We start from the raw sequence: 24,994 nt of genomic DNA on the forward strand, positions 1-24,994 counted from the left end.
GAGCTAGTGTCCTTCATGTGTGCTCTCATCGACGGGGGAGCTTGGCAGCGGCTCATCCACTTCCGGATCAGGCTTGCTGTCAAATTCGGTGCCGCTGGACGGTTCGGGAGAAGGATGTATCTCTTTGTTATCCTGATGCTCCTGGCTGCCGTTGTCCATGTCCATCTCTTTACCGCCGCCGCTCATATGCTCGCTGTGCTCTCCAGGAGGAGGACTGAACTCCAGATGGGTGGATGAGTAGGTTTTGCGTCCGAGGTGCTCAGCGGCCAGCAGGCCCTTGAATTCATCCTCAGTCAGCTTCGGAGCGGTCTCCTTCACTTCCTTCACCCATTCATCGTACTTCTGGCTGCTCAGGACAAGGGCTTCGAATTCCATGTGGGCGAAGCCTTTACCGCTGAAGTTGGCATTCTTGCCGATATAAGAGCCCTCGGTATCAGCGGACAGATGCAGCGTCGTAAGCATATCGCTCATAGCGTACTTCTGGCCCGCAAGCTGCGGAATCCACAGAGAGGTGATGGTCCCGAAGGAGTACATTCTGAATTCAACTGCACGGTGCACCGGAAGGTTCACGTAGTTGACCGTCTCGATGCCTTCTTCCGGGTAACTGAAATGCCATTTCCAGTTCGAGGAGGAAGCGTAAATGACCAGCGGCTTCTGATCGTTATATTCCGCGGCCACGTTCTCTACTTTGGTTGTTGTCTTGACGGTTACAACGGACAGGAAGGCTACGATAATGATCGGGATGATAATCCAGATCGCTTCCAGTACCTTGTTGCCCTCCTCATGCTCAGGAATGTACCCCTCATTGCTTTTCTTCGCACGGTATTTCACCAGTACAAAAACATATAAGATGTAGACAACAGCCAGTACACCAAGCATTACAATAATCGAGAGAATGATGGTGTCAGATAACGTCCTGGCAGACGGCCCCTTCGGGTTGAGAACAGTGAGTGAACTGCATCCCGGCAGGAGAAGGATCAGGCTTAGAAACAAAGCGTATAACGGTCCCTTTTTCTTCATATAGAACTCCTTCCTTCAATACTACTTTTCATTCGCCATTCATTAATGGGCTTACACTTGATCTGTATCTATAGTAAGAACTACTTACCCATAATGCAAAATACATATTTTGTATATTTAGATAAATTAGTCCTTAAAAATGGCTAACAAGTTAAATATGTGTGAGCAATTTGTTACAAGTACATAAGGGTATGATAAAGATCACTGTAGTGGCGCACTTTAGCTAATTTTAAGGTTGTTCAATCTTTGTTCAATATTTCATAATTGTTATTAAATTTGTCACATTTAATAGGGGGCAAAAACCCCCGATTTAACCCCGGACTGCCTGGTGCGACAGCATCCGACGGGAAAGGGGCGCTCTCTGAACATTTTGCCGGACCATCATTTATCATTGCTGGATAGTAACATTTTTTTAGCTTGCGGTTACAATCTCTCAAATTACGTTAATTGTATATGTGATAAAGTGATAGACAAATATACATAGATTGGAGACTGCTGCTGTGCGTATCAAAAAATTCATGCTATTATTCATGTCCTTATTCCTGCTGACCGGTCTGGTGCAGAGCCCGGTGAACGCCGAAGCCAAGGGAGCTGCGCTTAAGCTTGGAATAAACGATAAAGTGAGTGCCATTGAAGCTGTATCGGTAAAAGACACCTATTATGTTCCTCTCCGTTCGCTTGCGGATGAATTGAAATGGACCCTGACCGGCCTTGCGGACGGAAAAATTCACATAGCCGGAGGGACGGGTTCGCTTACCCTCTTGAACAAGGATGGGGGCGCGGTGCTGAAGGACGGCCAGACTGTGCCGATGAGCACCTTCCTGCAGGACGGCAAACTGATGGCTCCGCTGAAAGTTAGCGCGTATCTCGGATATAGCATTTCCTATGCAGGTGATAAATATTTACTGCGTGTGAAGGACGGCTCGGCCAAGCTTAGCGATGCGGAGTTCACCGGTAAATATGCTGCAGAGCTGAAGCCGAAGGCTCCGGTGGCCCCGGCCACTCCGGCTAAACCGGCGGAACCGGGCAAGCCGGGCCGGACGGTGTATCTGACCTTTGACGATGGCCCGTCGGCGACAACGGGGGAGCTGCTGGATATCCTGAGCAAGTATGACGTGCAGGCCACTTTCTTTATGCTGGGGAATAATATGAACCAGCATCCGGCCCAGGTGAAGCGGATTGCGAAGGAAGGCTATGGCTTGGCCCTGCACGGGGTAACCCACCGCAAAGAGAAGTTCTATGCCTCTCCGGCAGCAGCGCTTGGCGAGATGTCAGGGGCGAATGCGACGCTGAAGAAGCTGACGGGAGCCAGCACTACACTGATCCGTACCCCTTACGGAAGCAAGCCTTATTTCACCAAGTCCTTCCGGGATAAGGTTCTCAGCCAGGGCTATCATCTGTGGGACTGGAATGTGGATTCCTACGACTGGAAGTACAAAGAGAACAGCGACAGAATCTATAACACTGTGCTGGATCAGGTGAATAAGCTGAAGGCGTCGAAGACCAATCCGGTCATTCTGATGCATGACCAGAAGGCTACGCTGAAGGTGCTGCCGCGCCTGCTGGAGAAGCTGAAGAAGGACGGCTACACGTTCGAGCTGATTACGAAGGACATGGAGCCGGTGAACTTCTGGAAGGATAAGAGATAAGCGCGGAGCCGCTTACGGTAGGAACAGTAAAGAGCAAGCCCATGGGGAGATTCCTCAGGGCTTGCTCTTTTTGTGCGGGAATTCCATGCTGCATTAGCAAAATGTTACTGGTTAAGGTTGACAGAACTCCCTGACTGTATTAATAATAGTAGTACAGTTAATACACTCTGGTACAGCTGCAAGGGTATCAGATGAAGGGAGGACTGTCATGTTCGAGTTGGATGTACGCAGCCGGAAGCCGATCTACGAGCAGCTGACCGATAAGGTCAAGGAGATGATTATGCACGGGATTCTGCGGGCGGATGAACAATTGCCTTCGGTAAGGGCGTTATCCTCACAGCTCACGGTGAACCCCAATACGATCCAGAAGGCGTACCGGGAGCTGGAGCGGGAAGGCTATATCTATTCGCTGCAGGGCAAGGGCAATTTCGTAGCCGCCATGCAGCAGGAGCATAACGAGAGCAAGCGGGCCGGGCTGAAGACAGAGCTGCTGCGGCTGATGGCGGAGGCGGTCTATCTCGGATTCACTGAGAGCGAGATCAGTGCGCTGTACCGCCAGTCGCTGGATCAGAGAAGAGAGGGGAACAGCCATGATTGAGATACGCGGGGTCAGCAAGATTTTTCAGGGGGATAAGGCGGTCGACCATCTGTCCCTGACTGTACATAAAGGCGCCATCTACGGATTGCTGGGATCGAATGGAGCCGGCAAAACCACGCTGCTGAAGACACTGGCCGGGATCTACCGTCCTGATGCAGGCACGGTCAAGCTCAGCGGACAGCCTGTCTTCGAATCGCCGGAGGTGAAGCGCAGAATGATCTTCATGCCGGATAGCCCTTACTTCTTCGCCCAGGCAACGATCCGCAGTATGGCCGCCTTCTACCGGTCCATCTATCCGCAGTGGAGCCAGAAGCGGTATGACGAGCTGGTAGCGATGTTCCGGCTGGATCCCCGGCGCAGGCTGAGCCGCTTCTCCAAGGGGATGCAGCGCCAGGCCGCTCTCCTGCTGGCGCTTAGCTGCAGGCCGGAGGTGCTGATCATGGATGAGCCGATCGACGGGCTGGACCCGGTGATGCGCCGCCAGATCAAGAATCTCCTGTTCCAGGAGGTAGCCGAGCACGAGCTTACGGTGCTGATCTCCTCGCATAATCTGCGCGAGATTGAGGATCTGTGCGATCATGTGGGCATTATGCATCAAGGGCGGATGCTGGTCGAGAAGGAACTGGATGATCTGAAATCGGACACGCATAAGATTCAGGTTGCCTTCCGTGACGAACGCCACGCGGCCGCGCTGGAATCCAAGCTGGAGATTCTCCACCGCGAGGAACGGGGAAGCGTCAGGCTGTATATTGCCAGAGGCGACCGCGAGCGCATCAGCCAGGCTTTTCATGTCTATGATCCGTATGTGTTTGACCTGCTGCCGCTAACACTGGAGGAAATCTTTATTTATGAAATGGGGGGTGCCGGTTATGACGTTCAGCCGATTATTCTGTAACGCCAGCCTGATCCGCCAGAACCTGCGCCAGCACGGGTGGATTGGAATTTTGTATACTCTTGTCCTGTTGTTTCAGCTTCCGCTGCAGATGTTCATGTACGGCGATCCGCTTAGGGAGCCTGTGCAGTTGGATAACCTGTTCAACCTGGGTGCCGATATTGCGCCTTTCGTTATGGCTTTTCCAGCGGTCGCCGGGCTGTTCCTGTCCCGTTACCTGCAGGCCAGAATGGCCGCGGATCTGATGCACAGCCTTCCGCTGCGCCGCTCGCATCTGCTGTCTTCCCATATATTTAGCGGGCTTCTTCTACTGCTGCCGCCGGTATGGGTTACCGCTGCGGTTACAGCACTGGTCCGTCCCTTGAAGAGCAACATGTATGTCTATCACGGAGCAGAGGTCTGGGAATGGTGCCTGACCCTTACAGTGCTGACCCTGTTTCTGTTTGCGTTCACGATGTTTGTGGGGATATGTACAGGGCAGACCATTCTACAGGGAGTGGTGGTCTTCATTCTGCTGCTGCTGCCGTCAGCTCTTCTGGAATTTATCAATATGCATCTGAGCCGTTATCTGTATGGATACTCGAATTGGTTTGGGCTGACGCAGGTGTCCACTAATGATTGGTCGCCGCTTCTGCGGATTATGGATATGTCTTACAACACCTTTAGACCTACGGAGCTGTGGATTTATGCTCTGTTATCCGTTGTGTTCCTTGCGCTGTCCTTCATATTGTATCCTAAGCGTCACAGTGAGAAGGCCGGGCATGCGGTAGCGTTCACCTACTTCGATCCGCTGTTCAAAGCGGGAGTGATGTTCTGCAGTATGCTGGTTGCGCTTAGCTATTTCGGCAGCAACAAGCAGGGGATGGGCTGGATCATCGGCAGTGTCCTTGCCGGAGGGCTGGTCGGGTATATCATCGTCGAGATGCTTCTCCGCAAAAGCTGGCATATTCTGACCCGCAGGCTGCCGCTTGAATTCGCGGTATACAGTGTGCTGCTGGGACTGCTGCTCTATGTTCCTGTATCCGGCTTAACCGGATATGAGAACCGGGTTCCGGCGAGTGACAAGGTGGCTGCGGTCTTCGCCGGAGGCAATTATGAGCAATTGATGCATCCCCCGCAGGGCGGTGAGAACGCTGAAATCCTGGTAGATGATATCCGGTCCAAGGACCCGAAGTATATCGAAGCGGTAACCGCGCTGCATCGGGCTGTCGTCACGGCGCGGCCGGAGCAGAAGGGGGATGTGTGGAGCGATAGCTATCCTCCACGGCAGCGCTTCACGTTGTCTTACCAGTTGAAGAACGGAAGAACGCTGCTACGGACGTATCTGGTTCCGAGGGCGGGCTTCGAGCCGGAGCTGAAGGCGGTGATGGGACATACGGATTACAAGCGCGAGCGCTACCAAATCTCGCAGATGGAGGAGGATGTGGAGAGCATCCGGATGAGTAATCTGAACAAGGCCTTCAGTATTTCCGACCCGCAGGAGGTTCAGGAATTCAAGGGCATTCTCATTCGTGAACTGCTGAATATGTCCTACGAGGATCAGGTTTCGGATCAGCGGTCACGGGGGTCCATCCGCGTTCTGCATAAGCCGGATCACAACGGAAACCAGTTCCCCTACACTTATGACTGGTACCCGTCCTATCATGAACTGGGGGCTTGGCTGGAACAGAAGGGCTATGCCGATAAAATCAGGATTACAGCAGCGGATGTCGTGTCCGCTGAGATGTTCAGGGATATCCATCACAGCGAGCTGCCGTCTGGGCTGCGATATGATCCTAAGGCTCGTATGGAGTTAGCCCGCACCGAGAAACGGTCGGTCATGGTCACAGACAAGACGCTGATCAGCGGCATTCTGGAGCACCGCCGCAATTTTACCCGCGAGGAGGGGAGGGTTGTGGTGAGAATAGAGTATAAGGATGGAACGATTAATTTTATTTCCCTGGAGGAGCAGGAGATGGCTCCGGCGCTGAAGGCGCTCCTTCCTTAAGGTTCTTAGATTGGAGTAATTCGGCAGTGTGTAGTCCCCTCGTTAATGGGTGAATGTCCGTTAACGGGGGATTTCTTTGTTTAGGAGAGGCGGGGCGGCGCGCAGACCGAAGGTTGCTTCCAGTGTACGTGATGACATAGCATGGGTATATTATGATAATACGGCGCAATCAAGCGCACCAAGGCCCGCCATGCGGCGGCGGCCTGTAAGGAGGGATAAGCATGGATGAGGTGCAGGATCATCTGGATCACGGCCTGCAGATTGTCTTCATCGGATTCAACCCCAGCATCCGCTCCGGGGAAGTGGGGCATCACTATGCCAATCCGCGCAATAATTTCTGGCGTATTCTGCATAAGTCCGGTCTGACGCCGCGGTTATATGACGCCTCCGAGGACGGGGAGCTGTTGAAGCTGGGCTACGGCTTCACCAACATTGTCGCCCGGCCCACGGTAGGCGCTGAAGATATCACCCGCGAGGAGTATACGCAGGGCCGCGAGCTGCTTCGCGCCAAGCTGAAGGAATACCGCCCCGGGATCGCCTGCTTTGTCGGCAAGGGCGTCTACACCGAATTCAGCCGCCGGAAGACCGCTGCCTGGGGCTTCCAGGAGGGCGTTACTCCGGTAGTCGACGGGGTTCGGGAGTTCGTGGCCCCTTCGTCCAGCGGGCTGGTCCGTATGCCGATGACGGAGATTATCGCCATCTACCGCCAGCTCTATGAGTTCACGCAGGAGCATGAGCCGGATCAGGGCAACTTGGCTGACGTTTGAGCTGTCCCCCGGACTCCAAGGCCGTTACTTCGGCCCGAAGCTGCCACAGCCGCCTCCATGCGGCCTCAGAAGCCGCTATTTCCATAAAAGCCATTCGATCCGTCCCCTATAGGGGCAAATAAGCGCCTCTGAGTCCGCAACACGCGCAAAAAAGGTGTTTTTCGGCAAACAGGGGCCCTGGAGTCCGCGTGGACTCTGGTAAGGCCAGCAACTGAGCTTACATCTCAGCACAGGTGCACAGCACACAGCAAGAAGCACCCTTGTTCCCAAGGGTGCTTCTTGCCGGTACTATTCTAGATCTGAATCAGCAGCAATATGATGGACGACAGTGACAGGCAGACGCTGACCAGATAGAGCACGGCAACGACCTGCTTCTGGTTCAGACCGGCCTTAAGCAGCCGGTAATGAACCTGGGTGGCGTCGGCCTGGTAGATGGCTTGTCCCTTCAGGAAGCGCTTGATGACGACAAAAATATTGTCGAAGATCGGCACGCCCAGCGCCAGAATCGGGATGAACAGCGACAGCACGGTAGCCTGCTTGAAGGCGCCGTCCAGCGCGATTACCGCCAGGATGAAGCCGAGGAACGTGGCGCCGGCATCGCCCATGAAGATTTTGGCTGGGGCCTTATTGAAGCGCAGGTAAGCCAGAGTAACTCCGATCAGCGACACCGCCATGAAAGCGGAAGTGGATTGGCCCATTGTCAGCGCGACAACGAACAGGGTCACTGCGGAAATAGCGGTAAGTCCGCCGGCCAGACCGTCCATGCCGTCGGAGAAATTGATCACCGTGGTTACCCCAAAGATCCAGATAATCGTCAGCAGGAACTGTAAAATAAACGGAAGTGAGATATAATCACCCGAGAAGGGGTTGATGAAGCCGGTGAACGCATTGCCTGAGAAGAAGACCAGAACCGCTGCGGCAATCTGCACGATGAACTTGGGCAGCGCCGGGAAATCCTTGCCTTTGGTCTTGTACCAGTCATCAATCGTTCCTATGGTCAGCAGGAGAATGCCGCCGATGAACAGAGCAAGCGTCTCCAGGGTGAATTCACGTGCGAAGAGCAGATATGTAATGAAAAAACCGACGAATATGGCATAGCTGGCCGTAAGCGGAATCGGCTCCCTATGTATCTTGCGTTCCACATCTTCCCTGGGCCGGTCCACGAAATCCAGCCGGAAGGCGAGCTTGCCAAGAGGAGGAATCAGCAGATAAACGATAAGAAATGACACAATAAACGCTAGACCGTATAAAATGACAATCACCCCGTAAATGAATTTGAATATAAGGAGTATGCCGGTTCACCAGGGCAGTCTCTCCCTATATTTCGTGCTGAAACAGCATGAATCCGCATGAAGCGGCATAGCTGTTCCCGCTTGAGCTGGTCTACCCTAGATTATATCGCAGAAGGCTGTATGTTGTCGAACCGGCAGAGAGAATGGAGGAAATAATGAAATACGATTGTATACTTTTTGATGCTGATGATACGCTGTTTGATTACGGGATGGCGGAGAGCCATGCCTTGAATCATGCGTTTACCCACTTCGGGCTGCCGACAGGCGCTCACGACTATGCGGAGAGTTATCAGGAGATTAACCGCGCGCTGTGGAAGGATTATGAGGAAGGGCGGATCACCTCGGCCGCACTGCGGGTGGAGCGGTTCAACCGTCTGTTTGCCGCCCATGACCTTGCGCTTAAGCCGGAGGCATTCAGCGACGCCTATCTTCGTTTTCTCGGGGAGGGCACCTTCCTGATTCAAGGGGCGGCAGAGCTGTGCCGGGAGCTTACCGGATGCAGGCTGGCCATTATTACGAACGGGATCAAGGATGTGCAGAACGCCAGAATTCAGGGCTCCCCGCTCAGCGAGGTGTTCGAGGCGGTGATTGTCTCTGAGGAGACAGGCTACCAGAAGCCGGAGACCGGGATTTTTGACTATGCGTTCGCAAGGCTTAATCTTACAGATAAATCCAAGGTCCTGATGGTCGGGGATTCGTTGACCTCAGACATCCGGGGCGGGATGAATTACGGCATCGATACGTGCTGGTTCAATCCGTTGGCTAAGCCCGGTAACGCCGGAATCACGCCAACCTATGAAATCCGCAGCCTGGACGAACTGCTGGAGATTATACGCTAGATCTGCCGGGGGCGGTTAGAAGATTCACTTCCGTGTTTAATAGATAAGGACGCTATCTATGTTCTTTATCAACTACAACATACGGGAGAGGATATTTATGAGGAAAAAATGGCTGATAGCCGCTGTAGCCGCCGGAATGACGGTAACAGGCTCAGCAGGCGTGTACGCAGGCGCCAAATTGGAGCAGATCAAAGCTTATCTGAACCATAGCCTTGGTATCGTGGTGGACGGTAACCCTTTTTGGATGAAGGACGGCAACGGCAAAACCTTGACACCCATTACCTATAATGGCCTGACCTACCTTCCGGTCCAGTCTATTGCGACGGTGCTGAAGGTGCCGATTAACTACGATTCCGTCAATTATAAAGTGAGAATCGGACAAGGCAGCTACGACATTCCTGCGCCTACACCTGCACCAGCACCGGGCGGCGGAACGTCTGCTCCGGTTGTTGAGAGTAAGGTAAGGCCGGTTAATCTGCCTAAGGATTTCCCGATTCCGCAGGATGCCGTGATTGCCACCACGCTGGATACGGATGCCGGCGGGGTGAAGAAGGTAGCCTTCAGTTATTCCACCCAGGAGACGCTGGAGATGATGGGCTTCGTCTACAGTGAATATGTGCGCATCAAAGGGCTGGACAATCCTTCCGAATCCGTGTCTGCCAGCAATGTCAGAATTACGGGCCGGCTTGGCGGGAACAGTCCGTTATCGATTACCGGCAAGGCCTCCACAGCCCGGCCGGGCTACAATATCTTCACCATTACCTGGTCAGAGAGCTGAGCGGGACAGCAAACCTCATATACACAACAAGAACTCCGGCCGTGTTATGGTCCGGAGTTCTTGTGCGGAAGGCTATAAGGTTAGTCCTGCTGGCGGGTATCCAGCGGCTTCAGATGGGCTTCGATCTGTTCACGCTTCGCTTCGAGGAACGGCGGAAGCGCCAGGGCTTCACCCAGATGCTCGACCTCTTCGTCTGTAGCGAAGCCCGGTCCGTCGGTAGCCAGCTCGAACAGGATGCCGTTAGGCTCGCGGAAATACAGCGAACGGAAGTAGAAGCGGTCTACAAATCCCGAGTTGGGCAGCTGCACTGAACGGATGCGTTCGATCCACTGCTTCAGCTCCTCTTCGTTGTCGACGCGGAAGGCGACATGGTGTACGCCGCCCCGTCCCAGGCGCTCCTGCGGGAGGTCGTTGCGTTCCTCCAGGTGAACCTCTGTGCCGGAGCCGCCCTCGCCGGTCTCGAACACAATCACATCCGGCTGCCCGGCTACCGGCGAAGGGTAGGTGCCCTTGCGGCGGAAGCCGAGCAGGTCTTCAAGGATCAGCGCGGTGTGTTCAGCCGTCTCTACGGTCAGGTGAGCCGGTCCCAATCCGACAATGGCATATTCGGGCGGAACCGGGCTCTTGGCCCAAGGCTTGCCGCCGGCCATGCCCTCATTATGCTCATCCGAGACGAGGATGAGCCGCTGGCCTTCATGGTCGGTGAAGGCCAGGGTCTTGCGGCCGCCGCGTTCGGTAATCTCGTCATGCTCTACCCCGCAGACGGCGAACCGCTGGGTCCAGAAGAGCAGCGCTTCATCGCTGGGGACACGCAGGGAGAGCGCGGAGATGCTGTTGTTGCCGTCGCGGTTGCGTCCGGCATTCGGCAGCTCGAAGAAGGTAAGCTCTGTACCGGGGCTGCCGGTCTCATCCCCGTAGAACAGGTGATAGACCGAGATATCGTCCTGGTTTACCGTTTTTTTGATCAGGCGCAGTCCGAGCACTTCGGTGTAGAATTTGTAGTTTTCGGGCGCTTTGGCTGTAATGGCGGATACATGATGCAGTCCTTTTAATGTTACACTCATGAGAGTGGCCTCCTAAAAAATAATTTTATGTGGTGATGCAATTGCTTTAAAAATTTAAGTTACTTTCATTTTAATAGTTAATGAGAAGAATTGCAAGCTGTTTTCACCAGAACCTTATTATCTAAGAAAGCAGGGAGAATCATGCATACGCATTCAAGTCTGCTAAAGCAGATGGGGAGCATGGGGATCGACCGCAAGGGAACGCTGCTGGTCCACTCCTCATTCAAAAGTATAGGTGAAGTAGAAGGAGGGGCGGAGACCGTGCTGGATGCTCTCTCCGGCTACATGAAGGACGGGCTGCTTGTTCTGCCTACACATACCTGGTCGTACATCGACGCGAACAATCCGCGCTTCTCCGTCCTGGAGTCGCCGGCCTGCGTCGGCATTCTGCCGGAGCTGTTCCGCAGGCGGCCGGGCGTGATCCGCTCCTGGCATCCTACGCATTCCGTAGCTGCGCTGGGGGCTGACGCGGCCGCGTTCACTGCCGGTGACGAACGATGGGATACGCCCTGTGCACGCGGGTCCGTCTACGGCAGGCTGCTGGACCGGGAGGCGGTGATTATGCTGCTCGGTGTCGATCTGCGGAGGAATACATTCATCCACGGGATCGAGGAATGGGTCGATATCCCGGGGCGGATGACAGACGGGCATGAGGCGCTGTATACCGTAACTCCAAGCGGGGAGGAGATTTCCGTGCCTTCGCGCAGACACTGCGGGCTGTCCTGGTCACAGCATTTCTGGAAGGTGGAGACCATCCTGGAGCAGGGCGGGGCGCTGCGCAGAGGCCGCTTCGGTGATGCTGAGGTGATGATCTGCAGCACGGTGGAGACCACCCGTATCCTGAGCGCCATGCTGCGAGAGAACCCGGATCTGTTCTCGGACAATGAGCCGCTAGGGGACGAAGCTGTGCCGGAGGCACTACCGAAGACGAAGCGTGAGGTTCCGGCACAGCCTGCCGGGAAGCGCGCAGAGGACTAACCTCTAATAGGTTATCCGCTGGTTCTGGCGGGCTTCTATCAATGTATGGTATATTAATCTCACACAAAACAAAGTAAGGAGATTGGAAATGACAAAAACTTTGATCTTTGGACACAAAAACCCGGATACTGACACGATCTGCTCCGCAATTGCCTATGCAGCGCTTAAGAAGGAACTGGGCTTGGATGCCGAGCCGGTCCGCCTTGGAGAAGTCAACGGAGAGACCGGATACGCCCTCAAATACTTCGGCGTGGAAGCTCCGCGTCTTGTAGAGAACGTAGCCGGAGAGGCTGAGCAAGTGATCCTGGTGGACCACAATGAACGCCAGCAGAGCGCCAGCGATATCGATCAGGTCCGCGTGGTTGAGGTTATCGACCATCACCGGATCGCGAACTTTGAAACCGCCCACCCGCTGTATTACCGGGCTGAGCCGGTAGGCTGTACTGCCACCATCCTGAACAAGCTCTACAAGGAGAACGGCATAGCCATTCCAAAGAACATTGCCGGACTGATGCTGTCCGCTATCATTTCCGATTCCCTGCTGTTCAAATCCCCGACCTGCACCGAGCAGGATGTGGCTGCTGCGCGTGAACTGGCTGAGATTGCCGGTGTGGATGCCGAGAGCTATGGCCTGGACATGCTGAAGGCAGGCGCTGACCTGAGCGACAAGAGTATTGCCCAGCTGATCTCCCTGGATGCCAAGGAATTCAAGATGGGTGAATACAAGGTGGAGATTGCCCAGGTGAATGCGGTTGATGTGAACGATGTGCTGTCCAAGCAGGCGGAGCTGGAGAGCGCCCTGACTGCGATTATCGACGACAAGGGACTGGACCTGTTCATGTTCGTGGTTACCGATATTCTGAACAATGATTCTGTAGGCCTGGCGCTGGGCCGCGCCGCAGGTGCTGTTGAGCAGGCGTACAATGTGAAGCTGGATGCCAACAAGGCGGTCCTGAAGGGCGTAGTCTCCCGCAAGTCACAGATCGTGCCGGTGCTGACCGAGACGATTGCCAAGCTCTAGAAGGTCCTCCGGACGCTTAGCCGGAACGCTGCTGCGTCCATTCTGATGCCCTGACCGGCTGTGCTGTCCCTGCGGGGAGGGTGCGGCCGGTTTTATTTTACAATTCAGAGCAACTCCTTCGCCGTTCAAGGGTATATACAGCATAGGACATTGGAAGGGGACGGGAACATGGGAAAAATGCGGAAGCTGGCGGTGTCAACAATCTGTCTCATGCTGGTCTCGGGGGGAGGCCTGCTGTACGCGGCTGCGGGTAAAAATGAGCTGTCCATGTATGTCAATAATGTGCTGCTGAAGCAGCCGGCGGTCTCCTCGGAGGGCGCGGTCTATCTGCCTGCGGAGCAGGTGGCAGAGAATATGCAGGCCATGGTATCCTTAGACGAGAACGCAGGGACGGTAAAGATCTATAAGCCTAACGTGAATACAGTACTGCTTGATGACCAGGGTAAAATTTTCGGCAAAGTCAGAAGTGAATCCAGCAGCACCTTCTCGGCTCTGGTCCAGGTGGATCAGCTCAAAACGGAGATCTCCGATCTGAAGATCACCATCACCGACCCGGCAGGCAAGACGGATACCGTCGATAACCAGCCGATTACCGAGAAGAAGGACAGCTTCTGGTTCAAATCCGCCGCTTACAGCTACAAGGTTGCCGACAAAGGCAGCTATACCGTCCAGGTCTATTTCAAGGATGCGGCGTCCAAGAAGTGGTTCCTGGTATCCGAGCTGCAAATATCGACCACATAACCACTGATAAACCAATGAGGAGGCGGTTCCATTGATTACAGTCTATCCGGCAGAATCTGCACACCGGTTCGACCACGGCTGGCTGAAGGGCAGTCATGTCTTCTCCTTCGGCGAGTACTATGATCCTGACAATACGGCATTCGGCCCGATGCGGGTCTGCAACGACGATACCATTGCTCCGGGGAAGGGCTTCGGAGCCCATCCGCACAGCGATATGGAGATTGTCTCCATCGTGCTGACCGGCGTCCTGCGCCATGAGGATAACCTGGGCAATGTGGCCGAGACGTCCTTCGGCGGCATCCAGCGCATGTCGGCCGGAAGCGGCGTCATTCATACCGAGCATAATCCTTCGGACAGCGAGCCGGTACGCCTGCTCCAGCTATGGTTCATGCCGCGCACCCGGGGGACCGCTCCCTCGTATGCAACCGGACGGTTCGATCCGGCGAAGCTGGACGGACAGCTGCTGCCGGTTGTAGCGGCCGAAGCCTCGGCGGAGGTCGTGGATATCGCCCAGGATATGACGATTTATCTCGGCAGAGCGAAGGCAGGAGAGCAGCTGCAGTTCCGCCAGGAGCCGGGGTGGCGCAGCTTCGTGTATCTGGTAGAGGGGCAGCTTACCCTGAACGGAGGGAAGGCGCTGAAGCCTGGAGATTCCGCAAGGATTCAGGAGCTGGAGGAGCTGGAGCTGAAGGCAGGCGAAGATATCCTGGTCATGGTCATTGATCTGCCGTGATTAGGCGAAGCGCAGACTGGAAGGAGGAACGCGGATGGCAGAACATGAAAGAGTGCTGGTGAAGCACGCGGTGACCGGACGGATGCTCGTCAACAGCAAGGACGGCGTAGCCTATACCTTCGATGAGGAAGGCGGGCTGACCCTGATTACGCTGACAGGTGTGGAGGCGGAGAAGGGCGCAGCGGTTGTGGAGCTGAAGGCCGAGCTGAATGTATTCCGGTTCGAGGAGCCGGAGGACGGCCCGGTGATTAAGCACTGGTACTATGTGGGGGATAATCCTGTAACCTATGATGCAGATTCTAATCGGCTGACGATCGCGGTGCAATCCGAAATTGAATACCGTCCCGATCAATACTGGGCATAAGCCGAAGCAGACATCAATTCCCCGCGTGTAACAGCGCGCGTGAGGTTGATGTCTGTTGTTTTATATAAATGTATGAGAAGAGTTGAAAAGGGACAAATGATATTGACAATAAGTTCCGGAAGGAATAGCTTTGTTATGAAAAGTAACATGAAGATCATACAGAGATAGGAGAATGGAAGCGAATGGAGTTATTCACGGCAATGGAGCGGGACGATTACGAGCAGGTGTTATTCTGTCAGGACAAGGCCTCCGGGCTTAAGGCGATCATTGCCATTCATGACACCACCCTCGGGCCTGCGCTGGGCGGAACGAGAATGTGGACCTATGCGACCGAAGAGGAGGCGCTGGTGGATGCGCTCCGGCTGGCCAAGGGCATGACGTATAAGAATGCGATGGCCGGACTGAACCTGGGCGGCGGCAAGACGGTGATCCTCGGCGACCCCCGCACAGACAAGAATGAGGCGATGTTCCGCGCCTTTGGAAGGTACATCCAAGGCCTGAACGGCCGTTACATTACAGCCGAGGATGTGGGCACCACCGAGGCGGATATGGATATCATCCATCAGGAGACCGATTTCGTTACAGGCATCTCGGCATCCTACGGCTCCTCCGGCAATCCCTCCCCGGCTACAGCCTTCGGGGTGTACCAGGGTATGAAGGCGGCGGCCCGAGCTGCCTTTGGCACGGATTCTCTTAGCGGCCGGACGGTTGCCGTGCAGGGTGTCGGCAACGTGTCCTACACGCTGTGCAAGTATCTTCATGAAGAGGGCGCGCGTCTGATCGTTGCGGATATTCATCCGGAGGCCGTCCGCAGGGCTGTAGAGGCTTACGGGGCTACAGCCGTGGAGCCGGGCGAGATTATCCAGGCAGATTGTGAGATCTATGCGCCGTGTGCGCTTGGCGCCACCATCAATGATGAGACGCTGCCGCTGCTGAGAGCCAAGGTCATTGCCGGTGCAGCCAATAATCAGCTGAAGGAGCCGCGCCACGGGGATGCCCTGCATGAGATGGGGATCGTGTACGCCCCGGATTATGTCATTAACGCCGGCGGTGTCATCAATATCGCCGATGAATTGAACGGCTACCATAAGGAGCGGGCCTTCAAGCAGATCGCCCGAATCTACGACAGCATCACCCGTGTGCTGGAAATCTCCCGCGAACGCGGAATTCCGTCATATGCGGCTGCAGATCATCTTGCGGAGGAGCGCATCTCGCTGATGCGTAAGAGCCGCAGCACCTTCCTGCAGAACGGGCACCATGTGCTAAGCCGCAGATAAGCTGAAGCATTGTTCGACAATATTCCTCCTGTTAGCCGAGAGTAGTGAGAAATGTAGCAGTGCGCAGCATGGATAATCAGGAAAATAGAACCAGGAAAGATTATGCATAGCTGAGAGGCGGAGGAACATGGGAGCACTTCATATGAATGCGGCAACGATGAATTATGGCAGCAGGGAGTCTTATTTTGACGGGAAGCTGATTGAGTACATTGGCTGGTGTCTGGCCGGCTGGCTGGTTACGGTCTGTACCCTTGGGATTTGCTATCCCTGGTCGGTGGTCATGATCTACCGCTGGAAGGTGGAGCATACCGTGGTGGAGGGCCAGCGCCTGCGGTTTGATGGTACTGCTATCGGATTGTTTGGGCAGTGGGTCAAGTGGTTTCTGCTGTCGGTCATTACGCTGGGGATTTATGGATTCTGGGTCTTCATTAAGCTGGAGCAGTGGAGAACGAAACATACTCACTTCCAATATGCTGCTTAGGAATCAAGAAGAGGTATGACACGTAAAGAGCCATCCCCTGTAACCGGAGGATGGCTCTTTCACTGCAAATGCCTATTGCACCTTCTGCGGCTCGGGGTAAGTAACGCCGAGCGTATCCACGGTGACCTTCTTCATGACCGGCGGCTGTTCGGGACGGTCGGAGGCGTCACGCGGGAGGTTCACGATTTCCTGGACGGCATCCATACCTTCCGTCACCTTGCCGAAGGCTGCATATTCGCCGTCGAGACTAGGGTAGTCGGCGGCCATGATGAAGAATTGCGAGCCCCCGGAATTCATATCCTGGCTCCGCGCCATCGACAGCACCCCTTCGGTGTGCAGCAGGTTATTGGTGAAGCCATTGCTGTTGAATTCTCCGGCAATGCTGTAGCCCGGACCGCCCGTTCCTGTACCGTCAGGGTCTCCGCCCTGAATCATGAAGCCGGGGATGACGCGGTGGAAGATCGTTCCGTCATAGAAGCCCTTCTGGATCAGGGAAATGAAGTTGTTGACGGTGTTGGGGGCCACTTCGGGATACAGCTCGGCCTTAATAACGGCACCGTTATCCATTTCAATGGTAACCACCGGATGGCTGGCATCGGCCGAAGGGACGCCTTCCGTAGCTGCAGCGGGGGTATCCTGCGGCGCTGCGGTCGCCGCGCTTCCTGCGCCGGAGCTGCTATTGCCGCTAGCCACCGGCTTGTTGCCGCAGCCGGCCAGAACCACCAGCAGCAGGCACATCACTGCCAGCAGGATGACAGGTTGTCTTAAAGTACGCTTCACGTTTGCTTCTCTCTCCTTTTATACTTGAATAATCGGGTATATCTACCTTTATATCATACCTTCTTTGTCCTGCCTGATGCAAAATCCGGTTCTTAGCTGCCGCTGTTCCGCCTGCTTCTGCGCAGCTCCTTGGCCTTCGCCAGCGTGGTTCCGCCGGGAACCGGGAGCAGTGCGCTTTTGGAGCTGCCGATGAGCTGGGAGCTGTAAATGCCGCTGTGCCCGGAGAACAGATAGCTGATGATGCAGGCAATGAACATGTAGACCGCACCGCCGGAGCCGAACAGCTCAATCCCCATGATGAAGCAGGCCAGCGGCGTGTTGGTGGCCCCGCAGAAGACGGCGATGAAGCCCAGGGAAGCGAGAAACGGCCCGTATAGATGGAGCACCCCGGCCAGACTGTTCCCGAGCGTAGCCCCGATGGCGAACAGCGGGGTCACTTCGCCGCCCTGGAAGCCGCTTCCCAGCGTGAACGCGGTGAAGATAAGCTTCCAGAGGAAGGCGAACGGCGCAGCGCCTTGCTCGAAGGAGCTGCTGATCAGCGGAATGCCCAGCCCCAGATAATCCCTGGACCCAGCTATGTAGACTAAAGCAATGATGATGAGGCCGCCGGCGGCGCTTCTCAGCATAGGGTTCGAGATCAGGGCGGCGAAGGCCCGCTTCAGCGCATGGGTCAGCTCACTGAACACAAGGCTGCACAGGCCGAACAGGACAGAGGCGGCAACCACCTTGGCCAGCACCAGCGCATCCATAGCGGGAAAGGCATCGACCTGATAATGGATGTGGTGAATGCCCCACAGGCGGGTAGCGACCAGATCGCCGGTGAAGCTGGCGGCGAAGCAGGGCAGCAGCGCCCTATGGCTGATCAGCCCGATGGCAATCACCTCCAGGCCGAACACCGTTCCGGCCAGCGGGGTGCCGAAGATCGAGCCGAAGCCGCCGCTGATTCCGCACATCAGCAGGATCCTGCGGTCCAGCGGACTGATTCTAATCCATCTTCCGAACGCATCCGCGAGACTGCCGCCCATCTGCACCGCTGTACCCTCGCGTCCGGCGGAGCCGCCGAACAGGTGGGTAATCAGTGTTCCGCCCAGCACCAGCGGGGCCATCCGCAGCGGAATGGCTTCCTTACCCTCCTGAATCTGCTCCAGAATCAGGTTGTTTCCCTTGCTGCTGTTCTTGCCGTACCGCATATACATGCCGCTGACCAAGGCGCCTCCGGCAGGCAGCAGGAACAGCAGCCAGGGATGATCCAGCCGGACCCTGGTTACCGCATCCAGACTGGCCAGGAACCAGGCGGAGGCGCTCCCTGCCAATAGCCCTACGGTTCCCCCCAGAATTACCCATTTTACGAATGTGCTCCACAGGGCGAGCTGGCTCTGGCGTTCTGCGAGCTCGGCCCACCGTGCATACCTGTTCTTCATTCTGCTTACGCCCCCGTACCCGAATATACGCCTGAAATGAAACAGACTCCTACCCGCGGGGAACCGCTGGTAGGAGTCATTAGTCCCGCAGGACGATCTGCGGCGAACTCCATCGCCGTATTGAATGAGATTATAGTAAGCGGGTTTCAGCGTAAAGTCAATACACAGCTTATTCCCCGTCCCCGTTGGAGCCGTTCAGCACATCGGTGCCGGGCATGGCGTCAGGATCGGGGGAGACCGGGTCGACCCGGCTTCCGGGGGCCAGCTCATCGGCATCCGGCACATCCGCAAGCGCCGGCTCCTCTACGGCTTCATCTGTCAGCTCCTCGTCACCGGCATAATCAATGGCGCCGCCTGTCAGACCCGCTGCACCGGCGGCGTAGACGGCGTCCGATTCGAGCAGCTCGTCCCGCTCCGGCCCCGGAGCTGCGGCAGCGGACAGGGGGCGGTCCTTGCGAGGGCCAAGCCCGGACTCCGGTACATTCAGGCCGATGTCGGCAGCAAGAATCGGATCATTGGTAAGTGTAGGATCAGAGCCGTCATCCGGAACGCCATCGAAGTCTATAGGGGTGAAATGAGCAGGGTCATGACTGGCCAGCGCCGATTCCAGCGGGCGTCTGCCGTTCTCGGTATCCTCCTGCACGCCCGGCGTCTGCTCCGTGATGGTGCCGAGCGGCCGCAATTCCTCCAGCGGAATTCCCTCCTCCGGGGATACGCTGCCCATTTTGGTATAACGCTCATATACAAAGTCGGCTTCCGTCTTATTGAATTCGTTACCCATTTTCGCTTCAGCTCCCTTATCTTGAAGTTTGCCTATAGTTAATGTATACCCGTTCAACCGCCGGCGAATCTGCCCGGCTGCCGGGCAGGCATTCTCTTAATATATTCATTCTGCGTACAGAATAACCATAATTATCGCGCTTTTTCGAGTGATTTTGCAGGCTGTGGCAGGTATTGCCGCGAACGTTGTCGAAAATAAGAATCGTACGAACTAGATAAATACAACTATAGATTCACTGAGGTGCCATAATGAAGTTGCCATCAACCCAAACGGCCGCAGCCATCATCATGCTGCTGCTTGCGATTGCCGTCATACCGGTGGGGATCGCCATGGAATGGGACAAGCACGAAGAACTAACCATCCCCGCATGGGGCCTGAAATGGGACAAGGCTGCGGGAACTACTATAGAAGAGGCGGCGGCCTGGCCCGCCGGAGAATGGGCGGTGATCGGGGCGGGAACCGCCAGGCCGCATCCGCCTTCAGGCACGGCCGCAGCCTGGCTGCGGCTGGCGTTGCCGCGTACCGGCGGGAACCCGGCCGTCCTGATCGATCAAGTGTATGGCGACGGCCTTAAGGCCTATATGGACAACCGTCTGGTCTATGACTCCAGCGGGGATACAGAGTATAGCGGCAGCAAAGTGCTGATCCCGCTATCCGGGCATGGCGGCGCCAGGGAGCTGTACCTCTGGAATGCAGGTGTCAAGGAATTCGGCATTGAGGGGGAGGTGAAGGTTGGCAGCTATAACCGGCTGTTATCCTATTATGTGAAGCAGGATTTGGCCGATCTGATCGTGGGCGCAGCGATGATTTTTATGGGCGGGGCCTTGCTGGTCTGCCTGTTCTTTATGAGTCCGTCCCTGGTCTCAGGCAGTCTCTATCTCGTCCTGGTCATTCTGTCCTTCGGGGTACTGCTGATTACCTACTCCCCGTATCTGACGCTGATTGTCAGCGGCGGAGGGCGGCTGAGGGAGACCCTCTTCGATCTGGCGTTATTTACGCTTTTGCCGTCCATCCTGTTCTACTTTGAACATGTATTCGGACCCGGCTGGCGGAGACTCACGGCCCGTATCCGCAGATTCCAGCTGCTGTTCTCACTAATCTGCCTGGGCCTGCTGGTTCTGAATGCTGCGCTGTCCTTCCGGCTGGACGCCCTGTACTCCTTTCTGACTGTGGATGTAATCGGCGTGCTCATCATCGGGGTGCTGCTGTACCTGCTCTGCCTGTCGCTGGCTTATACCCGCAGGGGCAATCCGGATGCCACTCTGTTCTCTATCGGATTCTCTGTGTTTGCCCTGCTGTCCGTAAGCGAGATGGTGCGTTACTACCTCTCGGGGGAGCGTTATCATCTGTACTGGTGGAAGTGGGGGATGGTGGTATTTGTCATATCCCTGATTGTGATTCTGGGGCGGCGGTTTGCAAGCAATCATAACAAGGTGGTGGAGTATTCCAGGGAGCTGGAGAAGTTCAATAATGAATTGCAGCGTTCGGACAAAATGGAGATCATCAGCGAGCTGGCTGCTTCAGTCGCCCATGAGGTGCGCAATCCGCTCCAGGTGACCCGGGGGTTCCTGCAGATTCTGGGAGAGCGCTCCGGCAGCAAGGAGAAGGATTATCTGCGGATGGCGATGGAGGAGCTGGACCGCGCTTCGGTTATCATTACCGATTTCTTAACCTTCGCCAAGCCCGGAGTGGATACGGTGGAGGTGTTCGGGGTCTCGGCGGAGCTGAAGCATGTATCGGGGATTCTCGTGCCGCTGGCTAACCTTCAGGGCGGGGCGATTGAGCTGCGGCTGCAGGAAGCGCTTCAGGTGAAGGGCAGCCCGGCCAAATTCAAGCAGGCTTTCATCAATCTGATCAAGAACAGCATTGAATCTCTCCAGGAGGAAGGCCGGATTGTGATCACCGCCTGGAAGACAGGCGATACGGTTATCATCAGTGTGAAGGACAACGGGGAAGGCATGAGAGTCAGCGAGCTGGCCAGGCTGGGGGAGCCGTATTATTCCAACAAGACGAAGGGGACCGGGCTGGGGCTTATGGTTACCTTCCGTATTATTGAAGCGATGGGCGGTTCCATTGAATTCCAGAGCCGTAAGGGCGAAGGGACTGAGGTCATTGTCAAATTGCCAGCATCCGTAAATAAATAGAAATTATTTTTGATAATGTCGTTTTTTTGAAGGGATGGGCAGTGTGCAGAGCGAAATACTTACATTAACAGAGCTTTGCTTCTGAAACTTCTTTTTGGGGTGCTGGCATGTCTTTGATCGTCAAAAGCTTACATATAACTCTAGTCGTCCTGCTGCTATCAGTTGTCTGCGGCTCGTTCCTGGTCTCGGCCCAAAGCGGCTATCCTGCCGGCGAGATCAGGCATTGGCAGATGAAGTGGGTGACAGGGCCGGGAGATGGCGGCGGCAAGGTGCCGGTAAGGGAAGCGGAGGGGTGGATGGATGTCGAGGCGAAGGCGGAGATGCTGAGGAAGCCGCCCGGTGTATCCGCTGCCTGGACGAAGATTGTGTTGCCGTCGTTCAATTACACCTCACCCTCCGTCTACATCCAGACGATATATGCGCTCCATGTGAAGGTGTATGTGGAGAACCGGCTGATTTTTGAAGGGGACCGCGGCTTCATTAAGGATAACTATTCCCTGCTTGTGCCGCTTGATATCCGGGATAACGGCAAGACCGTCTATATCTGGACACAGACGCTGCAGGACCGGATCGGGATCAAAGAGAAGGTGATGCTCGGCGAGCATAGCATGCTGATCAAGGATTATATCAAGAATGGGCTGATTGATGTCATTTTGGGCGGCGCATTTATTTTTGTGGCGGCGGTTCTGTTTGTATGCGCATTTTTCCTCAACAAAGAGTATTTCCCGGTAGCCACCTCGCTGTCCATTGTCATCGCCTCTACCGGGGTGCTGTCCGTAACCTACTCTCCTTTCACTTATACCTTCTATAGTTATCTGGGTGCGCTAAGCGTGTTCCTGTTCGATGTGGCGCTGTTGTCGCTGCTGCCTGCGCTGACCTTCCTGTTCGAGAATATATTCGGCGGCGGCAAATACGGCATCATCCGCAAATTCCGCAAATTTCAGGTGGCCTACTCATCCTTCTGCTGTGTCTTCCTGGTGATTAACAGCCTCTCCGGAGGCAGAACGCTGGAATTCTACTACTTCATCTCCACCAATATTGTCGGCATTATTATGATTCTGCAGTTCATCCTGCTGATCGGCTGCGTGATCGTGTTCTCCCTGAAGCGTAACAAGGATGCGATTATCTTCGCCTGCGGCTTCGGTACGGCTGCGCTCACCGGTGTGCTGGAACTGGTATGGTATTATCTGAAGCGCGGAAATTACGATCTGTTCTACTGGAAATGGGCGCTGGTCGTATTCATTCTCTCGCTGATCGTCATTCTGGGGCGGCGGCTGGCGCAGAACCACAGCCAAGTCGTGAAGTATTCGCAGGAGCTGGAGCTGTTCAACAACGAACTGCAGCGTTCGGAGAAAATGGAAATTATCAGCGAGCTGGCCGCCTCTGTCGCCCATGAGGTACGCAATCCGCTCCAGGTCACCCGCGGGTTCCTGCAGCTGCTCAGCGAGAAGTCGGTCGGGGACGAGCGGCGGTACCTGTTCATGGCGCTGAGCGAGCTGGACCGGGCGGCAAGCATTATCACTGATTTCCTGACCTTCGCCAAGCCGGAGTTCGAGCAGATCTCGCTGCTTCATGTCAATGATGAGTTCATGCACATCCAGAGCATTCTGCTGCCCCTATGTCATTTGAATGGCGGCAAGATGATTCTGGAGATCGAAGAAGACCTGTGGGTTAAAGGGAATTCCTCGAAGTTCAAGCAGGCGATGATCAATATCATCAAGAACAGCATCGAATCCTTGGGGGAAGAGGGCACAATTCATCTGCTGGCTTACAGCCGCGGGGATAAGGTACATATTCACATCAAGGATAACGGGGCAGGGATGGAGCCGGGGGTGCTCAGCCGTCTGGGCGAACCGTATTTCTCCTCCAATAAGACGAAGGGGACAGGGCTTGGGCTGATGGTCACCTTCCGTATTATTGAAGCGATGGAGGGCGAAATCCGGTTTATGAGCAAAAAAGGAGCCGGAACCGAGTCCATCACCATTCTGCCGCGGGCAGAAGGACCGGACGGTTCCAACTCCTGATGAATATGAGGCTTCAAGTATTCTACCACGAACCCAGCGGGGTGATGCGTGTCTTCATGACCTCTGCAGACGGGCTTGGAGGGATGACCAGGTAGAATTCGTTAGAGCCTTCCTCTACCGTCTTCAACGTAATGCTGTCAGGAAGGCTGATGCCCAGCACTTCTTGCAGGGCTGCCTTCGGGTCTGCGAGGAGTCTCTGCTTGAAATCCGCATCCTCCCACGCCTTCTGAATCACCTGATTCTTAAGAGCTTCTGCTGACAATAGAATCACCCTTTCGAAAATGGTTATTTTTACCTCATAAGCATATCATATGCCTAACTATAATTCTATTCATTTTTATATAAATTATGATAGATTCGTATGCCTCGATAACCAGTATTCCAGTCCCCCGCCCTGCAGCGCCTGCTTCTCCGCTTCGATCCTGTCAGCGATCTGCCGCAGATTCTCCGCCAGCCCCAGATGGAAGGAGAGCAGATGCGGCACCTGCAGGGTGGCCCCCGCCAGCCTGGCATGGCTGGCCTCAGCCGTATCCGCATATCCGCCGAGTCCCCCTAAGGTATAGATGAAGTGCTCCACCGCTGCCTGAGTCAGCGCTTCCCCGCCAACCCCTGTTGACGAACGCACCAGCGACAGCAGGCAATTATAGCTGCCATCCGCAAGATCCTGCTCCCAGTCCTCATAATCATCGGCCATCTGCAGAGTCAGAAGAACATGGTGAAGCATCTCCTCGGACTCGGCAATCAGAGAGGGCTGGCCTGCGAGCAGGAGCGCCGCTGTGCTGCTGAGCTTGAGCGGACTGGCCTTGTGGGCGATGCGGATACGGTCGTTCAGGAAGTAATCGCCGCCCGCTTCGCGGCTCACGCTGTAGGCCCATTCGGCCATGTAGCGGTAGAAGCAGGACCAGAATTGGGAGCCGGCCGGGAACAGCGGAAGGTAGATCTTCAGGAATTCGCCATAGAGCAGATTGGCCAGCGGGAGGGCTTGTGCAGCCGGGGACCCGGGGCTGTCCATCAGATCATCCTGGAGGAAGAAGTAGAGCATCAGGTAGACATTCCCGGCTGACATCAGGCGGGTGGTGTCGGGGCTTAACCCGCACCGGTCCCGCAGCCAGAACGGGAGCAGATAACAGATATAATTCTTGCGGCTGTCCGGCTTGAAGACATTGAACTGATCGAGATAGGCCAGTCCCCAGGCATTCACCGGTTCCGGGAAGGCGGCAATAGCGCGGCGGCTCTCTTCGAATACCAGGCGCAGCTCATCTTCATATTGCTGAAGCCAATCCATAGGCTTGTCTCCTGTCATATATGTATTGGATTTCTATTAAAAGTTAATATATGGACATTCACCCTGATTATAAGCCTG

General features: G+C 55.3%; 24 protein-coding genes and 1 riboswitch. Of the genes, 16 read left to right on the forward strand and 8 right to left on the reverse strand.

Features of this window, described 5'->3' with window-relative positions; all coding sequences use genetic code 11:
* Window positions 1–3: 3 nt before the first annotated feature.
* Window positions 4–1,020 (reverse strand): cytochrome aa3 quinol oxidase subunit II, encoded by a 1,017-nt coding sequence (qoxA, locus tag MHI24_RS21240; protein WP_340021509.1) that lies wholly within the window; start codon window positions 1,018–1,020, stop codon window positions 4–6.
* A 500-nt stretch (window positions 1,021–1,520) separates the two neighbouring features.
* Here qoxA and MHI24_RS21245 point away from each other — a divergent pair, with 500 nt between their 5' ends.
* The 5 genes from MHI24_RS21245 to MHI24_RS21265 all read left to right on the forward strand — a co-directional run bounded on the left by MHI24_RS21245 (window position 1,521) and on the right by MHI24_RS21265 (window position 6,913).
* Window positions 1,521–2,669, forward strand: coding sequence for a polysaccharide deacetylase family protein (locus MHI24_RS21245; protein ID WP_340021510.1), 1,149 nt, complete (start codon window positions 1,521–1,523; stop codon window positions 2,667–2,669).
* A gap of 208 nt (window positions 2,670–2,877) precedes the next feature.
* Entirely contained in the window at window positions 2,878–3,267 is a 390-nt protein-coding gene (locus tag MHI24_RS21250) for a GntR family transcriptional regulator (protein ID WP_340021512.1), read from the forward strand.
* A complete protein-coding gene (locus MHI24_RS21255; protein WP_340021513.1) occupies window positions 3,260–4,162 on the forward strand; it encodes an ABC transporter ATP-binding protein in 903 nt (300 codons plus the stop codon). The genes MHI24_RS21250 and MHI24_RS21255 overlap by 8 nt, the downstream gene beginning before the upstream one ends.
* A complete protein-coding gene (locus tag MHI24_RS21260; protein WP_340021514.1) occupies window positions 4,137–6,146 on the forward strand; it encodes a DUF6449 domain-containing protein in 2,010 nt (669 codons plus the stop codon). The genes MHI24_RS21255 and MHI24_RS21260 overlap by 26 nt, the downstream gene beginning before the upstream one ends.
* 221 nt (window positions 6,147–6,367) lie before the next feature.
* A complete protein-coding gene (locus MHI24_RS21265; RefSeq protein WP_340021515.1) occupies window positions 6,368–6,913 on the forward strand; it encodes a mismatch-specific DNA-glycosylase in 546 nt (181 codons plus the stop codon).
* Window positions 6,914–7,206: 293 nt separating this feature from the next.
* On the opposite strand, the gene MHI24_RS21270 is transcribed toward MHI24_RS21265, so the two are convergent.
* The gene (locus MHI24_RS21270) at window positions 7,207–8,175 is read right to left on the reverse strand and encodes an MraY family glycosyltransferase (RefSeq protein ID WP_340021516.1); all 969 of its coding nucleotides are present in this window, start codon (window positions 8,173–8,175) and stop codon (window positions 7,207–7,209) included.
* A gap of 185 nt (window positions 8,176–8,360) precedes the next feature.
* On the opposite strand from MHI24_RS21270, the gene MHI24_RS21275 reads away from it, so the two are divergent.
* Window positions 8,361–9,044: a YjjG family noncanonical pyrimidine nucleotidase gene (locus tag MHI24_RS21275; protein ID WP_340021517.1), complete on the forward strand. Its 684-nt coding sequence runs from the start codon at window positions 8,361–8,363 to the stop codon at window positions 9,042–9,044.
* A gap of 97 nt (window positions 9,045–9,141) precedes the next feature.
* On the forward strand, window positions 9,142–9,822 hold the full coding sequence (locus MHI24_RS21280; protein WP_340021518.1) for a hypothetical protein: 681 nt from the start codon (window positions 9,142–9,144) through the stop codon (window positions 9,820–9,822).
* A gap of 80 nt (window positions 9,823–9,902) precedes the next feature.
* Here the strand turns inward: MHI24_RS21280 and MHI24_RS21285 are convergent, their stop codons facing one another.
* Window positions 9,903–10,886 carry a ring-cleaving dioxygenase gene (locus MHI24_RS21285; RefSeq protein ID WP_340021519.1) on the reverse strand — a complete coding sequence of 328 codons (984 nt, stop codon included), beginning with the start codon at window positions 10,884–10,886 and terminating at the stop codon, window positions 9,903–9,905.
* 141 nt (window positions 10,887–11,027) lie between these two features.
* On the opposite strand from MHI24_RS21285, the gene MHI24_RS21290 reads away from it, so the two are divergent.
* The 7 genes from MHI24_RS21290 (at window position 11,028) to MHI24_RS21320 (ending at window position 16,481) form a co-directional block, all read left to right on the forward strand.
* On the forward strand, window positions 11,028–11,864 hold the full coding sequence (locus MHI24_RS21290; RefSeq protein WP_340021520.1) for an AAC(3) family N-acetyltransferase: 837 nt from the start codon (window positions 11,028–11,030) through the stop codon (window positions 11,862–11,864).
* An 88-nt stretch (window positions 11,865–11,952) separates the two neighbouring features.
* Window positions 11,953–12,885: a manganese-dependent inorganic pyrophosphatase gene (locus MHI24_RS21295; RefSeq protein ID WP_340021521.1), complete on the forward strand. Its 933-nt coding sequence runs from the start codon at window positions 11,953–11,955 to the stop codon at window positions 12,883–12,885.
* A 168-nt stretch (window positions 12,886–13,053) separates the two neighbouring features.
* Window positions 13,054–13,626, forward strand: coding sequence for a hypothetical protein (locus tag MHI24_RS21300; protein ID WP_340021522.1), 573 nt, complete (start codon window positions 13,054–13,056; stop codon window positions 13,624–13,626).
* A gap of 31 nt (window positions 13,627–13,657) precedes the next feature.
* Window positions 13,658–14,359, forward strand: a complete 702-nt coding sequence (locus MHI24_RS21305; protein ID WP_340021523.1) for a pirin family protein — start codon at window positions 13,658–13,660, stop codon at window positions 14,357–14,359.
* A 34-nt stretch (window positions 14,360–14,393) separates the two neighbouring features.
* A complete protein-coding gene (locus MHI24_RS21310) occupies window positions 14,394–14,723 on the forward strand; it encodes a hypothetical protein (protein ID WP_340021524.1) in 330 nt (109 codons plus the stop codon).
* 182 nt (window positions 14,724–14,905) lie between these two features.
* A complete protein-coding gene (locus MHI24_RS21315; protein WP_340021525.1) occupies window positions 14,906–16,000 on the forward strand; it encodes a Glu/Leu/Phe/Val dehydrogenase in 1,095 nt (364 codons plus the stop codon).
* A gap of 127 nt (window positions 16,001–16,127) precedes the next feature.
* Entirely contained in the window at window positions 16,128–16,481 is a 354-nt protein-coding gene (locus MHI24_RS21320) for a DUF898 family protein (RefSeq protein ID WP_340021526.1), read from the forward strand.
* A gap of 72 nt (window positions 16,482–16,553) precedes the next feature.
* Here the strand turns inward: MHI24_RS21320 and MHI24_RS21325 are convergent, their stop codons facing one another.
* The 3 genes from MHI24_RS21325 to MHI24_RS21335 form a co-directional block, all read right to left on the reverse strand.
* Window positions 16,554–17,219 carry a peptidylprolyl isomerase gene (locus MHI24_RS21325; RefSeq protein WP_340026747.1) on the reverse strand — a complete coding sequence of 222 codons (666 nt, stop codon included), beginning with the start codon at window positions 17,217–17,219 and terminating at the stop codon, window positions 16,554–16,556.
* 134 nt (window positions 17,220–17,353) lie between these two features.
* Complete coding sequence (locus tag MHI24_RS21330) at window positions 17,354–18,682, reverse strand: voltage-gated chloride channel family protein (RefSeq protein WP_340021527.1); 1,329 nt, start codon at window positions 18,680–18,682, stop codon at window positions 17,354–17,356.
* 63 nt (window positions 18,683–18,745) lie between these two features.
* Window positions 18,746–18,808, reverse strand: a riboswitch (Fluoride riboswitch).
* Window positions 18,809–18,851: 43 nt separating this feature from the next.
* Entirely contained in the window at window positions 18,852–19,463 is a 612-nt protein-coding gene (locus MHI24_RS21335; protein WP_340021528.1) for a hypothetical protein, read from the reverse strand.
* A 254-nt stretch (window positions 19,464–19,717) separates the two neighbouring features.
* Between MHI24_RS21335 and MHI24_RS21340 the strand changes: the two genes are divergently transcribed.
* Complete coding sequence (locus tag MHI24_RS21340) at window positions 19,718–21,607, forward strand: ATP-binding protein (protein ID WP_340021529.1); 1,890 nt, start codon at window positions 19,718–19,720, stop codon at window positions 21,605–21,607.
* A gap of 107 nt (window positions 21,608–21,714) precedes the next feature.
* The gene (locus MHI24_RS21345) at window positions 21,715–23,631 is read left to right on the forward strand and encodes an ATP-binding protein (RefSeq protein ID WP_340021530.1); all 1,917 of its coding nucleotides are present in this window, start codon (window positions 21,715–21,717) and stop codon (window positions 23,629–23,631) included.
* A gap of 22 nt (window positions 23,632–23,653) precedes the next feature.
* On the opposite strand, the gene MHI24_RS21350 is transcribed toward MHI24_RS21345, so the two are convergent.
* Both MHI24_RS21350 and MHI24_RS21355 read right to left on the reverse strand, forming a co-directional pair.
* A complete protein-coding gene (locus tag MHI24_RS21350; protein ID WP_340021531.1) occupies window positions 23,654–23,893 on the reverse strand; it encodes an NHLP leader peptide family RiPP precursor in 240 nt (79 codons plus the stop codon).
* 84 nt (window positions 23,894–23,977) lie between these two features.
* Complete coding sequence (locus MHI24_RS21355) at window positions 23,978–24,916, reverse strand: hypothetical protein (protein ID WP_340021532.1); 939 nt, start codon at window positions 24,914–24,916, stop codon at window positions 23,978–23,980.
* Window positions 24,917–24,994: the final 78 nt, after the last annotated feature.

This window comes from Paenibacillus sp. FSL K6-1096 (genome assembly GCF_037977055.1).
GTDB lineage: Bacteria > Bacillota > Bacilli > Paenibacillales > Paenibacillaceae > Paenibacillus_AQ.